This window comes from Paenibacillus vortex V453 (genome assembly GCF_000193415.1).
Lineage (GTDB): Bacteria > Bacillota > Bacilli > Paenibacillales > Paenibacillaceae > Paenibacillus_AQ > Paenibacillus_AQ glucanolyticus.
This window is the reverse complement of the sequence record NZ_ADHJ01000049.1, coordinates 44,151-59,268: the sequence shown is the minus strand read 5'-3', so window position 1 is coordinate 59,268 and position 15,118 is coordinate 44,151. Positions and strand designations below refer to the sequence as shown.

The 15,118-nt window shown below is 48.5% G+C and carries 11 protein-coding genes; 10 read left to right on the top strand and 1 reads right to left on the bottom strand.

Annotated elements, in window-relative coordinates:
• Positions 1-47 precede the first annotated feature (47 nt).
• From PVOR_RS25805 to PVOR_RS31145, 3 genes are all read left to right on the top strand, one after another.
• Positions 48-2,315, top strand: coding sequence for a YhgE/Pip domain-containing protein (locus tag PVOR_RS25805; protein ID WP_006212505.1), 2,268 nt, complete (start codon positions 48-50; stop codon positions 2,313-2,315).
• Positions 2,316-2,881: 566 nt separating this feature from the next.
• A complete protein-coding gene (gene gltB, locus PVOR_RS25800; protein WP_006212504.1) occupies positions 2,882-7,477 on the top strand; it encodes a glutamate synthase large subunit in 4,596 nt (1,531 codons plus the stop codon).
• Between the two features lie 338 nt (positions 7,478-7,815).
• Positions 7,816-7,962 (top strand): hypothetical protein, encoded by a 147-nt coding sequence (locus PVOR_RS31145; RefSeq protein ID WP_006212503.1) that lies wholly within the window; start codon positions 7,816-7,818, stop codon positions 7,960-7,962.
• A 103-nt stretch (positions 7,963-8,065) separates the two neighbouring features.
• Here PVOR_RS31145 and PVOR_RS25795 read toward each other — a convergent pair whose 3' ends face one another.
• Positions 8,066-8,434 carry a helix-turn-helix domain-containing protein gene (locus PVOR_RS25795; RefSeq protein ID WP_006212502.1) on the bottom strand — a complete coding sequence of 123 codons (369 nt, stop codon included), beginning with the start codon at positions 8,432-8,434 and terminating at the stop codon, positions 8,066-8,068.
• Between the two features lie 328 nt (positions 8,435-8,762).
• Here PVOR_RS25795 and PVOR_RS25790 point away from each other — a divergent pair, with 328 nt between their 5' ends.
• The 7 genes from PVOR_RS25790 (at position 8,763) to PVOR_RS25760 (ending at position 15,060) form a co-directional block, all read left to right on the top strand.
• Positions 8,763-9,173, top strand: a complete 411-nt coding sequence (locus tag PVOR_RS25790; protein WP_006212501.1) for a hypothetical protein — start codon at positions 8,763-8,765, stop codon at positions 9,171-9,173.
• 107 nt (positions 9,174-9,280) lie between these two features.
• Positions 9,281-9,970 (top strand): CpsD/CapB family tyrosine-protein kinase, encoded by a 690-nt coding sequence (locus tag PVOR_RS25785; RefSeq protein WP_006212500.1) that lies wholly within the window; start codon positions 9,281-9,283, stop codon positions 9,968-9,970.
• Positions 9,958-11,019 carry a nucleotidyltransferase family protein gene (locus PVOR_RS25780; RefSeq protein ID WP_234973107.1) on the top strand — a complete coding sequence of 354 codons (1,062 nt, stop codon included), beginning with the start codon at positions 9,958-9,960 and terminating at the stop codon, positions 11,017-11,019. The genes PVOR_RS25785 and PVOR_RS25780 overlap by 13 nt, the downstream gene beginning before the upstream one ends.
• 287 nt (positions 11,020-11,306) lie before the next feature.
• Positions 11,307-12,098 (top strand): hypothetical protein, encoded by a 792-nt coding sequence (locus PVOR_RS25775; protein WP_006212497.1) that lies wholly within the window; start codon positions 11,307-11,309, stop codon positions 12,096-12,098.
• On the top strand, positions 12,095-12,376 hold the full coding sequence (locus tag PVOR_RS25770; RefSeq protein WP_006212496.1) for a PqqD family protein: 282 nt from the start codon (positions 12,095-12,097) through the stop codon (positions 12,374-12,376). The genes PVOR_RS25775 and PVOR_RS25770 overlap by 4 nt, the downstream gene beginning before the upstream one ends.
• On the top strand, positions 12,366-12,803 hold the full coding sequence (locus PVOR_RS25765) for a hypothetical protein (RefSeq protein ID WP_006212495.1): 438 nt from the start codon (positions 12,366-12,368) through the stop codon (positions 12,801-12,803). The genes PVOR_RS25770 and PVOR_RS25765 overlap by 11 nt, the downstream gene beginning before the upstream one ends.
• A 76-nt stretch (positions 12,804-12,879) precedes the next feature.
• Positions 12,880-15,060 carry an ABC transporter ATP-binding protein gene (locus PVOR_RS25760; protein WP_006212494.1) on the top strand — a complete coding sequence of 727 codons (2,181 nt, stop codon included), beginning with the start codon at positions 12,880-12,882 and terminating at the stop codon, positions 15,058-15,060.
• Positions 15,061-15,118 lie beyond the last annotated feature (58 nt).

Genomic DNA, 15,118 nt, shown 5'->3' with positions numbered 1-15,118 from the left:
TCGGCAAAATAGCTGCTGTATCTAGAGAAAAAAAGGAGAGAGACTGGATGAAGTCATTATCTGTATTTGCAAAGGATCTTGGCGCTGCCGTTCGGAACAAAAAAATCTTGATTCCGATTATCGCGGTGCTGTTCATACCGGTCATGTACAGCGGTATGTTCTTGGGGGCCTTCTGGGACCCCTATGGAAAGATGGAGGATTTGCCTGTAGCGGTCGTCAATAACGACCAGGGCGCTGTTTTTGAAGGGAAGACGCTTCAGGCTGGCGAGGATTTGGTCGCCGAACTGAAGAAGGGAAAAGATTTTAATTGGCAGTTCGTTGACCGGAATGAAGCTGAGCAGGGCATGCAGGATAATAAGTATTACATGACCATCAGCATTCCGGAGAATTTCTCGCAGCAGGCGACAACTTTAATGGATGAACATCCGCAGCCTGCGCAGATCGTATTTGAGCCGAATGAAGGCTACAACTTCCTGGCAGCCCAAATTGGCGGATCTGCCGTGAAGCAGATTCAGTCCAAGGTGTCCGCGAAGGTAACGGAAGCCTACACGGAGACGCTGTTTGATCAAGTAGCCAAAGTATCCGATGGTTTAAGCGAAGCCGGAGACGGCGCGACCAAGCTGTCCAAAGGTGCCGTTAAATTGGACGATGGCGCCGTGAAGCTGAAGGAAAATCTGGCTAAGCTGGTCAGCGGCACGCAAGAGCTGCAGGACGGAATTGCGCCTTTAACCCAAGGGGTGCAGGAACTAAATAACGGTGCTGGCAAGCTGAACACGGGAGCAGGCACCCTCGCCTCCGGCTTGGATCAGCTTAAAGCGGGTCACAGCCAGCTGCAGGTAGGCGCTGAGGAAGCAAGCAAGGGCAGCGCGAAGCTGCAAGCAGGGATTGAATCTGCTGCAGCGGGCAGCACCGGTCTCCATGAAGGGCTGCAAGCCAACCAGGCCGGAGCTTCCCAGCTTGCGGCAGGAGCGAAGAGCGCTCATGAAGGCAGCAGCAGCCTTAAAGCGGGGCTGAATCAATCGCTGGAAGCTACGGCTGCCCTGGAGCAAGGGGCTCAGGCTGTTGCGGATGGATTGAAGAAGCTGGCAGAAGGGAATCCGGAGCTTGCGCAGAGTCCCGAGGTTCAGCAGCTGCTGGCAGCGAGCCAATCCGTGTCATCCGGCACGAGCGAGCTGAATGCGGGCCAGAAGCAGCTGGCACAAGGTGCAGCGGAGCTGAACCAGGGCACGCAGCAGCTGCAGGAAGGCGCAGGCAAGCTGAGCGCAGGAGCGGCTCAGCTGACTGAAGGCGGCAAGCAGCTTGCAGCCGGCGGCCAAGAGCTGCTGGCGGGTGCAAAGCAGCTGAATGCCGGCCAAAGCCAATTGGCTGACGGCATGAAGCTGTTCGGCACGAAGCTGAGCGAAGCGGCAGCCGGTGGCAAGGAGCTTGCCAGCGGTGCGGCCACGCTCTCGCAAGGGACGCAGCAGCTGGCCGGCGGAGCAGGCAAGCTTGGAAGCGGCGTAACTACGCTGGCCGACGGCTCGAAGCAGCTGGATTCCGGCGCCGGAGAACTGGTGAGCGGAATGAATGAATTGAAGGATGGCAGCGGGGAGCTTGCAGGCAAGCTGAACGAGGCTGCCGGCAAGACGGGCGACATTAAGACAACCGACGAAACGGTGACCATGTTTGCCGAACCGGTACAGGTTGAAGAGCACAAAATGAATGAAGTGCCGAACTATGGTACGGGCTTCGCACCATACTTCCTGTCGCTCGGCTTGTTTGTCGGGGCATTGATTTCTACGATTATCTTGCCGATTCGCGATGCTTCTGTTCCGAATGCATCCGGATGGAACCGGTTTGTCAGCCGTACATTATCCTTCGCCGGTATGGGATTGATCCAGGCATTACTGGCTGTGGTCGTCATGCTGTACGGGTTGAAGCTTGAGGTGCAGAGCGTTCCGCTCTTCTATCTCTTCTCCTTCATTACAAGTTTGTCGTTTATGTTCCTGGTGCAAACGTTCGTAACCTGGCTGGATCAGCCTGGACGCTTTGTTGTCATTGTGATTCTGATCTTCCAGTTGACCACGAGCGCAGGCACGTTCCCGGTGGAGCTCATTCCAGGCTGGATGAAGGCATTAAATCCGCTGCTGCCGATGACATACAGTGTCAAAGGCTACAAGGACGTCATTTCCACAGGAAGCTTCGACGGCATGTGGGCCAGCGCAGGCGTACTGGCCGGATTCGGTCTGGTATTCTTGGCTTTGACCGCCGTATACTTCCTGGCTGCCCGAAATAACAAGAAGACGGCAGAGAGAGACGCAGCGGTGACTGCTTAAGCAAGATCACATTTATATGTAAGTAAAAAACAAAAGGACTTCCCCAAAGGTCGATCGGATCTGGGGGAAGTCTTTTTTTTAATGACCAGATGAGCTTGGCAATGTATACTTGAGCACGCTCTAAAGACGGATCCATTTGGACGAGGTTTTTGGTCTGAACAGATCCGTGAAGTCTGATTTCGGTAGAATGGGGAATGGCAAAGCTGAACCGAATATATTCATTTTGCAAAAAAAGTCAATACATCGACCTGTTCGGAATGTTTTATTTGCATGTTTTTTTGCACTATTCTACATAAAAATAAGCGATCTATTGTGATTACTCTCACAAAAACAATTCTTATCAAATTCATAAAAACTTTGAATTGCCTGCATTGTATGAGGGTGATAAAATATATAGAACTAATTAATCTACGTGTTAGGTAAATGTCAACCTTTGGCGCTTTTGCACAATACTGCATCACCTCAAGACAGTGTGTCCACTGCAGGTGAGGATTGATGTCCAACCTTTATGTTTTTTCTGTTATTGATCAGCAGTTTTTATTCTATAAAAAGAAAGGTTGCATCTTATGAAACATACTGATTTTCCCCAGAAACAGGGCCTCTATGATCCGCAGTTTGAAAAAGATGCTTGCGGTATGGGTTTCGTTGCCCATATCAAGGGTAAGCCATCCCACGAAATCGTCAGCAGCGCGCTGACTATGCTTGCCAATATGGAGCATCGCGGCGGTCAGGGCAGCGAGCCGAACTCCGGTGACGGCGCTGGGATTATGTTGCAGATTCCTCATTCTTTTTTCTCCGCAGAAGCGGCCAAACTGGGCTTTGAGCTCCCCGAGGCCGGGCACTATGGTGCGGGCATGCTGTTCCTTTCCCATGATCCTGCCGTTCGCACGGCACATGAGGACCAGTTGGCTTCCATTATTGCTGAGGAAGGTCAGACCCTGATCGGGTTTCGCGATGTGCCAACCAGCGATGAAATGCTCGGCAAGTCCGCAAAAGCGGCAAAGCCGTATGTTCGCCAAGTGTTCATTGGACGCAGCGCCGACATTCAGGATGATCTTGCGTTCGAGCGCAAGCTGTATGTCATCCGTCGTCGTGCCGAGCTGGCTATCCGTTACAGCGGCAAGCCCGAGGGCGACAGCTTCTATGTATCCAGTCTCTCCTGCCGCAAAATCGTATACAAAGGCATGCTGACGACGGAACAGGTCGGGGAGTTCTACCTTGACCTCCAGGAAGAAGGACTGGAATCCGCAATCGCGCTGATTCACTCCCGTTTCAGCACGAACACCTTCCCGAGCTGGGAACGGGCGCATCCGTACCGATTCATGATTCACAACGGCGAGATTAACACGCTGCGCGGTAATGTGAACTGGATGCACGCACGCCAGTCGCTGTTCGAGCATGAGCTGTTCGGAAGCGACCTCGAGAAGGTGAAACCTGTAATCAATCCGGACGGTTCCGATACCGGTATGTTTGATAATACATTTGAATTCCTGTATCTCAGTGGTCGTTCCCTGCCGCATGTGGCTATGATGATGGTTCCCGAGCCATGGAGCAATCATGAGAGCATGGATAAAACCAAAAAAGCATTCTACGAATATCACAGCACGCTGATGGAACCATGGGACGGTCCAGCAGCCATGGCGTTCACTGACGGAGTCCAGATCGGGGCTACCCTGGACCGGAACGGACTGCGTCCATCCCGGTATTATGTGACCAAGGATGATCTGATCATCCTGTCCTCCGAAGCGGGCGTGCTCGATGTTCCGCCGGAAAATGTGTTGTACAAGGACCGCTTGCGTCCAGGACGGATGCTGCTTGTTGATACGAAGGAAGGCCGCATCATCTCCGACGAAGAGGTCAAGGCCAGCATTGCAGCCGAGCTTCCTTACTCGGATTGGCTGGATGAGCATCTGGTAGAGCTTCATGATCTTCCTGAAGCGCCGGAACTGCCCGATCCGAAGCACGAGAATGTGCGCCAGCTCCAGCAAGCGTTCGGCTACACTTATGAGGAGTTGCGCAAAGTGCTGGAGCCGATGGCGATCACCGGCGCGGAAGCCATAGCGTCCATGGGTTACGATGCACCGCTTGCGGTGTTGTCCGACCGGCCGCAGCGGCTGTTCAACTACTTCAAGCAGATGTTTGCCCAGGTTACCAACCCGCCGATCGATGCGATTCGCGAAGAACTGGTGACTTCAACCGCAACGACCATCGGTCCGGAGCGCAACCTGCTGAAGCCGGAACCGGAAAGCTGCCGCCACATCCGCCTGGATTCGCCGGTGCTGTCCAATGAAGAATTTGCGAAGCTGCGCCATGTTCGCCGTCCCGGCTTCAAATCCATGACGATTCCGATCTTCTTCCCGCCAGCGGAAGGGGCTGAAGGTCTGCGCAAAGCAATCAATACGCTGTGCGAGGCAGCGGATCGAGTGATTGCCAAGGGCCATAACATTCTGATCCTATCGGACCGGGGTGTGGACAAAGACAATGCTGCGATTCCTTCGCTGCTCGCCGTCTCGTCGCTCCATCACCACCTGATCCGTCAAGGAACCCGGACGAAGGTGGCTATCCTGCTGGAATCCGGTGAGCCGCGCGAAGTGCATCATTACGCGCTGCTGCTCGGTTACGGTGTGAGTGCGGTCAATCCGTACCTCGCATTCGAAACGCTGGACGATATGATACAGGAAGGCATGCTGCGCGGCATTTCACATGAGAAGGCTGTGAAGAACTACATTAAAGCAGCAAGCAAGAGCGTTGTTAAAGTCCTGTCGAAGATGGGGATTTCTACAATCCAGTCCTACCGGGGCGCTCAGATCTTCGAGGCTGTCGGCCTGAAGGAAGATTTCGTGGAAAGTTATTTCACACGTACACCATCCCGTATTGGCGGCATCGGCCTGGAGGAAGTGGCCAAGGAAGCGCTGGCCCACCACGACCGTGCCTTTACTGATAAAGATGGCAATGATAAGGCGCTGGATTCAGCCGGCGAGTATCAATGGAGAGCAGACGGGGAAGATCATTTGTTCAACCCGAGAACGATCCATCTGCTGCAGCAGGCTGTTCGGACGAATGATTATGCAACATACAAGAAGTATGCCGAGCTTGTACAGGGTGAGAATGAGCAGCATCTGACACTGCGTTCCCTCCTGAAAATCAAGCCGGTCGGCGAACCGGTTCCGCTGGATGAGGTTGAATCTGCAGCCTCCATTATGCGGCGTTTTAAGACCGGTGCGATGTCCTTCGGCTCCATCAGTAAGGAAGCGCATGAGAGTCTTGCAATCGGGATGAACCGCATCGGCGGCAAGAGTAATACGGGCGAAGGCGGAGAAGATCCGGGACGTTATGTGCCGGATGCTAACGGCGATTCCCGCCGCAGTGCCATCAAGCAGGTTGCTTCGGGAAGATTCGGCGTAACCTCCAACTATCTGGTTAACGCAGACGAAATCCAGATCAAGATGGCGCAGGGGGCGAAGCCGGGTGAAGGCGGACAGCTGCCGGGACGTAAAGTGTATCCTTGGGTAGCTGAGGTTCGGGGATCAACGCCGGGTGTAGGCTTGATCTCGCCACCACCGCATCACGATATCTACTCCATTGAGGATTTGGCAGAGCTCATCTATGATCTGAAGAACTCGAATCCGCGTGCGGATATCAACGTGAAGCTTGTATCCGAGGTCGGTGTAGGTACCATTGCAGCAGGTGTTGCGAAGGGCCGTGCAGATATTATTTTGATTAGCGGTTACGATGGCGGTACAGGCGCTTCACCGCAAGGCTCCATTCGCCATGCCGGTATGCCGTGGGAGCTTGGACTTGCCGAAACGCATCAGACCCTCATCATGAACAATCTGCGTGACCGCGTTGTGCTTGAAACCGATGGCAAAATGCTGAACGGACGCGATTTGGTTGTGGCGGCGCTGCTTGGAGCCGAAGAGTATGGATTCTCGACTGCACCACTGGTTGCCATCGGCTGTATCATGATGCGTGTATGCCAAATGGATACTTGTCCGGTTGGCGTAGCCACGCAAAATCCGGAGCTGCGTAAGAACTTTACGGGCGATCCGGAGCATGTGGTCAACTTTATGCGTTTTGTTGCTGAAGACATGCGGGAACTTATGGCGGAGCTTGGCTTCCGTACCATTGATGATATGATCGGACGCACCGATTGCCTGGACGCCGTTCAAGCCGATTATCACTGGAAGAAGAAAGGCGTGGATATTTCCGCACTTCTGTATACGCCGGAGCTTCCGGAAGGCAGCACACGCTTCCGCACGCAAAGGCAGAATCATGGCCTGGAAGAAACGCTGGATATGCGCTCTCTGCTGAGCAGCGCTGCACCTGCATTGGAATCGGGAGCAGCTGTTGAAGGCACGTTCCCGATCACGAATGTGGATCGTGCGGTTGGTACTATTCTGGGCAGTGAAGTGACACGTAAATACGGTGCTGCCGGACTGCCGGAAGATACGATTCAATTCAGTTTCACTGGTTCCGCTGGTCAGAGCTTTGGTGCATTTGTGCCGAAAGGGATGACCCTGACGGTAGAAGGGGACGCCAATGACTATATTGGTAAAGGACTTTCCGGTGGCAAGCTGGTCGTGAAGCCTTCACCGAAAGCGACCTTCAAAGCAGAAGAGAACATCATTGCGGGTAATACCGCATTCTACGGTGCTACAGGAGGCGAAGCCTACGTAAGAGGCATCGCGGGCGAGCGCTTTGCCGTTCGTAACTCGGGTGCGAACATCGTGGTTGAAGGTGTCGGTGATCATGGCTGCGAATATATGACGGGCGGCCGGGTGGTTGTTCTCGGGGAAACCGGGCGCAACTTTGCAGCGGGCATGTCCGGCGGCGTTGCATACGTCTATGATCCGGAAGGTACTTTTGTAGATCGCTGCAACCTGGAAATGGTGCTCCTCGAGCGTGTAGAGGAAACATCAGAAGCGGAAGCACTCCTTCGTCTGGTTCAGCAGCATGAGCGGTATACCGGCAGTGCGCCGGCACAGCAAATTCTTGCGGATTGGGATCAGGCGCTAAGCCGCTTTGTTCGTATCATTCCGAAGGATTATAAACGGATGCTGCTGCATATCGAGAAGGTTCAAGACCAAGGCCTGACAGGCGAAGCGGCGCTCCTCGCTGCATTTGAGGCAAATATGAAAGAACTGGCTCGTACAGGGAACTAGAACCGGGCTCAAGTTGCGTCAAACCACATTGTATTCTTAAATGAATCCAATGTGGTTTTTTTATATATAAATAAGATACAATCGAAATCATCAATAATCTAAAATATGTGACATCATCTCCCCATATAAAATTCGACAAAATTAGAACCCGAAGCATAGGACAATGGTTCCACAAGACGACAGTATCGTGTGAATACATTCGCTATAATATTGGTAAGTAAGTTTGGTGAGTAAATTGGTTTAGCGAGTAAGTTTTTGTACGGATGAGAAATAATGACAACGAGTTTGCGGAGTTGGGGATGGAGAGGAAATTATAGATAAGCGAGGTAGTTGTGGAAATGAGTGTGGACAAGGAGAGAGGCTCTGGAAGCACCGAGCAGCAGCTTGACCAGCAGAAGACGAATATAGACATCTATAAGCTCATGACTCAAATGGGAATCCATCCTGATAAATGGCTGCAAATGGAGGAACTTCATAAAGATTAAATCATTTGTCATCACTTATACATGACAATTAGTGAAAATCCCCGATATCACTGAGAACTTCTCATCAGTGATTATCGGGGATTTCCATTATTCGTTGCCATGATTACTTCATAGACCGTTCCATGCGAACAAATGCAATAAACCGTCTGGCTTCCTCTTCCGTTAGCTTGCGACCATCCACCGTGAGATTGAATCGCTCCAGCAGGTCTTGATCCGAGAGTTCAAGTCCGTCCACAAATGATCGAACCTCCGGATCAAGCACCGCTTTCTCCTGTGCCGTTCTCCCGATTAGATAATCTATCGATACGTCAAAGAGGTCTGCCAGGCGGGTCAATGTTTCGAAATCCGGTTTGCGCCGGTTTTTCTCATAATGGGATAGTGCAGCACGAGTAATGCCGACAGAGGTAGCGAGTTCTTCCTGAGTCCACCCGCGCTGTTCACGTAGTTCTGAAATTCGTACTCCGTAGTTCATGCTAGATCCCCCTTTCAATTGCTGGCAATACCTGTTGTGTAAAAAAATAAATTTGTCCAAAATTTATATCAATCAGCCTAAGGTACTTTAACTCAGTCTTATCCTGAGAGGTTGTACCTTTACGAAACATGCTAATTTCACACACAGGAGGTAGAAACTGACGATTTTCCTGTTGACTTGATACAATATGTATCGTAAAATTGGAAAATAAAATGATACATAATGTATCTGGATAATTCAAAAGAAGTAACACTTAGTATCATTTTATCCATGGATAAAATGTCCCATACCAGAATTTATAGAAATAAAGGAGCGAATTAAATTCCTGATGTCAAGTGAAACGAAGCATCTTATAACGCTTGGGATTAGAGTCATGGAAATTGGCGCACTGAGTGTGCACGGCAGAAGCCACAATGTAACTCCGGTTGAGCTTAGCCCGGAGAAGCTTGTTTTCCTGTGTCCCTGGGACATCCCGATAAGTCCTAAGATAAAACTAAGCTACGAAATTGATGACACTTATGATCATATTCAAGTTTTTGGCAGGATCCAGATTCAAGAGCATTTACATGATTATCAGTTATATCAGGTTGAAATATGTACAGACCGCGATCAAAAAGCACGGATAACAGGAATGCTTAACCGAATGATCAGTAGTCATATGGCGCTAAATCACTCCGTTTATAGAAATTACATACATAGTTCGCAAGGCCAATATAATAAAAAGCTAATCATACAGTGATACAGACATTTTACTATATTTGAGTTGCTTGGTCATTAGTTCTTTTACCTTAAATCCGTGCACTCATGCATAGAGAACGGACTATTTTAATAGGCAGGTGAGGTAATATGGCAAGAAAATACAAAAACCCCTTGGTTACCGTCATTAATCCAAAATCTCCGGCAGCAGAATCTTATCGAGGACTGCGGACTAATATTCAATTTTCTGTTCATGACAAGCAAGTAAGGGTCATCATGGTTGCTTCGGCCCAAATGAATGAAGGCAAAACCACAACGGTAAGTAATCTGGCTGTTGCCTATGCTCATGAAGGTAAAAATGTATTATTAATCGAAGCAGATTTACGCAAACCATCGTTACACCATGTATTCGGCGTTTCCAATGAAACTGGATTAACAAATGTTTTGGCCCAGCAGATGGATGTTGAAGATGTGATACGACAGACTGCTGTTCCTAATCTCTCCGTTATTCCTTCAGGCTCTATTCCATACAACCCCTCCGAAATGTTAGGTTCTCAAAATATGCAAGTGTTAATCCACGATCTCAAGCAGAAGTATGACATGATCTTGTTTGATACGCCTCCGGTATTGGCAGTCAGTGATGCGCTTATTGTCAGCGCTTTGTGTGATGGTGTTGTTTTAGTTGTGCTAGGAGGGAAAGTAAAGAAATCCCAGGTCAAAAAGGCAAAGGCTCAACTCGAGCATGTTAAGGCACGTCTTCTTGGGGTAGTGCTTAACAATATCACCATTCGCGAAAATGAAGCTGAACAGCTTTATTATGGCAGTACATGGCTGAAATGAAGAACCAAGATGTCCTGGTTACGTTTCTTGATGAGTTATATCAGGGACGATTGCCCTCTCTTGATGAGATGCAATATGTCAACCTTATGATGGATATCGATTTATTTGATATCGCCCCACAGGTGTTCGCTGAGCTTCGACAAAAAGGATTGTCTCATCAAGTACCTGAACAGGTCCGGCTCAAGTTAAGCTCTGAAGCAGATATTGTCCTGATACAGAACTTTCTCATTAAAACCGAACTGAAAATGATACTTCAGACCTTCGAAGCGTCCTGTATAGAGGTAATCCCTTTAAAAGGGACACAGCTTGCTGAACGCTATTTCGGCGGTCTTGCAGCTCGTGGAACGACGGATATTGATTTGCTTGTTGCTAAGAAGGACTTACATCAGGCAAGCGATTTGTTGATCAGCCTTGGATTTGATAAAGTGACAGGCGATCCGACCCATTTCCATGAAGAATACGTCAAACCATTGAATAATGCCAGTTTCCCCTCATTAACCGTAGAACTGCATTGGAATATTATCAGGGAAGATTTTACGAATACTGATGTCTCGCGCTTGTGGAGAGATGCTTCCTTAATGAGTGGATGCCATTATGTCTATGAGCTGAGTCCCTTGCACACTTTCTATCATATATGCTTGCATGGTATGAATCATCATATGATGTCGATGAAATATTTTGTAGATATAGCAACCCTTATTCACGTGATGGATAGCAGGCTCGAGTATGCTGAATTACTAGATGTTGCCGCCGCAGATCGAAATCTTTCTAAGGTATGGATTGCTTTGTCTTTAGCTTATGATATGCTTCCACATCTTCAAAGGTTGAAGCCGATGCCCATGCTTCCTTATAAGTTTAAGTATCCTGGATGGAATCTTGAAAAAGCACGCAAGGTAATGCTGGGTCGTAAAGGTTTCAGTTACTCCTGGTTTCGAATTGTGACTGCATTTACGGTTCACGATACATGGGGGCAGCGTTGGTCCCAGCTAGGGTTCCTGATTTGGAATCTTCCATTATTGTGGATCCGAAAACGTGAAATCTTCAGATAGGTTCTTTTTACTATTTATAAGTTACGATGTGTAACAATAATCAGTTGACATGATACATATTGTATCATAAACTAATCCTCAAGAAGGAGGTGTTAAGTATGAAAAAAACGTATGAGGCTCCCAAGATTTTGGCACAAGGCAAAGTGGAGTTCGGCACAACTCGTCCCAGCAACCCGGGTGGAGGCGGGAATCCTATCTGGTAACAGGTATACATTTATTTATTAACGACTCCATGCACAGTTTTCGCTCGAATTGAATTATTATAAGTGGAAGTTGAGGTTGATCATATGTTTGTAGCTACTGCAATAGTCGGAAAGTCCCGGATATCCTTCAAAACACAATCAGAACGAATGGATGAATTTGTCAAGCGGCGGTTCAGGATATCCAATATTCAACATCAGGAGCCGCAGGCTGACCTGTATGTTCGTATTCAGGATGGGTACGGAAAGCCCTTTGATGAAGGACCTGTCCATATTTCCGCATCCGACCATTCGGTTACTTTCCAGCGCTGCGATTATCATATGGTTTCATCCCGGGATTACAGCTCGGCGGAAATTCATATCTATGATGAGTTTGCCTTGAAGCATGCACTTATTAACTTGTATAGCTCATGGCTAATCCATGGAGCGCGCGGGCTGCTGATCCATTCCTCTTGTGTGATTCATGAAGGCAAAGCATGGATGTTTGCAGGCCAATCCGGTGCAGGGAAGTCTACTGTAGCTGAGTTGTCGCGTCCGCGTCCGATTTTATCTGATGAAGCTACGTTTCTGTACATAGAAGAAAACGGACGTGTGACCGTTTACGATTCTCCATTTCGTAGCGAGATGGAGAATCCCTGTGAACTTGAAGAGGCGAAATTATACGGTATTCATTATATTATTCAATCACCTGACGTTGAGCGTATTTCAATCACACCGTTAGATGGATTCGCTCTTATGTTGGATAAGGTATTTTATTGGCGCCACGATGCAGAGGAAACAAGAAACATGATCGCTTTATGCAAGAAAGTGGTACAGCAGGTTCCATCGTACCAGCTCTATTTTCAGAAAAATGATACGTTTTGGGAGAGGATTTCATGAGTCAAACACAAACGAAGCTGCTGAGAAGGAATGAACATGTTGAGAGCGAAATGATTGGCAGTGAATGGATTCTGCTAAATATGAAGGAGCATGTGGCGACCAAGTTGAATGAGCTTGGAGGTTATATATGGAGCATCATCCCTGAATATGGACTCATTGATGAGATCATTGAGAAAATTGCCGAAGAGTATGAGATTGATCGTCATACTGCTGAACAAGATGTGAACTCCTTTATAGAGCAGCTGTTAGGCAGCGGTCTGCTGAAATATGATGGATGAGACCAAAATCGTGACCGAATGGTTGACTAGACGCGGAGGGATCGAGCTTCCCTCCTGGGGACGCAGTATGTTTCCCTTCATGATGGAAGGGGAGCGCAGCTCCTTTGAGGCGTTCAGCCATGACGGACTCCGGATCGGTGAAGTATATCTCTTCATTACCACAGAGGGAAAGCTCGTCTGTCATCGTCTTTATGATATTCAAGGGGAAGGCGATTCGAAACAGTACATATTTAAAGGGGATACGAATATTGTCCCTGATGAACCGGTAAATGCCGCTCGGATTCTGGGGTGTTTCACGGGCACGTATAAGAAAAAAGGCTGGATTCCGGCCCATCATTGGAAGTTGTCATTGCTAACCTGGATAACACTTAACATACCGCTGTGGCCAAAGATGGTGAGGCGGTATTTGTCGTTCAGAAGGCTATAAATAGAAAGTTGTGTTGATTATGAGGGGAATAAGAAGACGAGAATCGAGCGCATCTGGTAATTCGGGATTATTTGGCATGGAAGAAGCATGGCTGACATTACAGGGAGACTTGAACCGCAATATGCAGTTTGAACAATTACAGGTTTTGTTTACTGCTTCCAAGCTTCTCGTACTGGATCGTGAAGGGAGACAAATCCTGCACATTCCCAAGCAGAATGTTGAAAACATTAGATTGATTGAGGCTCTGGGCGGTGGCTATCTTGTGGCTTCGACAGCTAAAGGTCCGGTTGAAATTCTTCGGTTCACGGAAATGCATCTCGATTCCTGTCGTAAGGCTCTATCACGGGTTGAACAGTGGGTATCGAAAGATTCATTCACCACGGATAAACGCAACGATTTGAAGGATAGAAATAAAACCTGTGCCCATTGTGGGCGCGTTATGAGATCTGCTAAGGATTCCTGTATGCGTTGTAACCGTAAATGGAGTACCGTGTCTCATCTTCTTCAGCGGAGTAGAGCCTATAGTGCTTCTATGATTGTGATGGGAATTATCGTTATCCTTACGGTTCTTGTATCACTTGCCCCTCCGTATATAATCAAATGGATTATTGACGGGATATCAGCACCTGTCGGTATGGGTGGCGTTTCCTCTCATTTATTATGGATGTCTGGTTTGCTCGCGGGGATTTACATTTTACAAGCCCTGCTGCAAATGATTGAAGGCTATACTGCGATTTCGATCGGTGGGCGTTTTCTGGGTGAACTTCGGAGAGATATGTTTCATGCCCTGATGAAGCAATCCATGCGTTTTTTTGATAACCGTCAGGTTTCTCAATATATTGGACGCATTAACCAGGATACCGATACCATCAAGGATTTTATGTCCCAAGGCATAGTTCATCTGACATCGCAATTGTTATCAGCCCTCTTTATTCTGGGGATGCTGTTCTATTTGGATTGGCGTATGACCTTGATGATTCTAATACCGCTTCCACCGCTTGGACTATTCGTGATGCGTCTGTGGCCCAAGGTGAGAGAAATGTGGTATTCCCAGTGGCAGTCGTCTATTCATGTTCAAAATATGGTTGGAGAAGCCCTTCAGGGAATACGGATCATTAAAGCTTTCTCTAAGGAAAATGATGAGAAAGAGCGTTTTGATAAGGCAAATTCTCGATTTGTAAACCGCATGATATCCATACAGAATTTATGGATGTTCATGACACCCGTACTGACGTTGTTTATTTCATTATTTGTTGCGCTTATCTGGTTTGCCGGAGGACGAAAAGTTCTGGAAGGTGGCATGACTGTCGGAACCTTGAGTGCATATGCAACTTATCTGATCATGTTTTTCGGACCTGTTAAATGGTTGGCGCAGTCCGCAAGCTGGATAAATGAGGTGCTTGGATCCGCAGAACGAATTTTTGAGGTGATCCATACTCCAGCCGAAGTGACGGACGACGAGGAAGCGCAGCCACTTAGCAAAGTCCGGGGAGAGATTAGATACAACCATGTGGGGTTTGGTTATGCGCAAGATAGACGGATTTTGCATGGAATCGATCTCCATATTGCACCTGGTGAAATGATAGGCTTAATCGGTCCCTCCGGGGCGGGCAAGTCGACTTTGATTCATCTGTTATGCCGCTTCTATGATCCGGATGAGGGGGAGATATTACTGGATGGCCGTCGCCTTAGCAGCATCAGACAAGAGGAACTGCGCAAAAATATCGGTGTTGTCTTTCAGGAAACCTTCCTCTTTGATGGTACGATTGCACAGAATATCGCTTACGGAAATCCTGAAGCTGAAGCACAGGATATTATACAGGCAGCAATGACCGCAAATGCACATGATTTTATATGCCGACTCCCTCATGGCTATGAGACAAAGGTAGGAGAGCGTGGACACCGTCTGTCTGGGGGAGAGCGGCAGCGAATAGCGATTGCAAGAGCTGTATTACTCGATCCACCGATCCTCATTCTGGATGAAGCAACATCTTCCGTAGATGTTGAGACCGAAGCGGTCATTCAGGAAGCAATGGATAAGGTGATTCAAGGGAGGACGACCATTGTGATTGCCCATCGCCTGTCAACCCTACAGCGCGCAGACCGGCTTTTGGTTCTTGAAGGAGGAAGACTTGTCGAAAGCGGAAGTCATGAGGAGCTGCTCAATCGCGGAGGGGTATACCATCGTTTGCTTCATGCTGCACAGGGGGCGTCAGGCAGAGAGGTATGGATACCGATGCAGGAGGTTGCGAGATAGTGAGAATAAGCAGGGGAATACGACATAAGGGTTCAGGGCTTCGGTTTTATCGGAATGA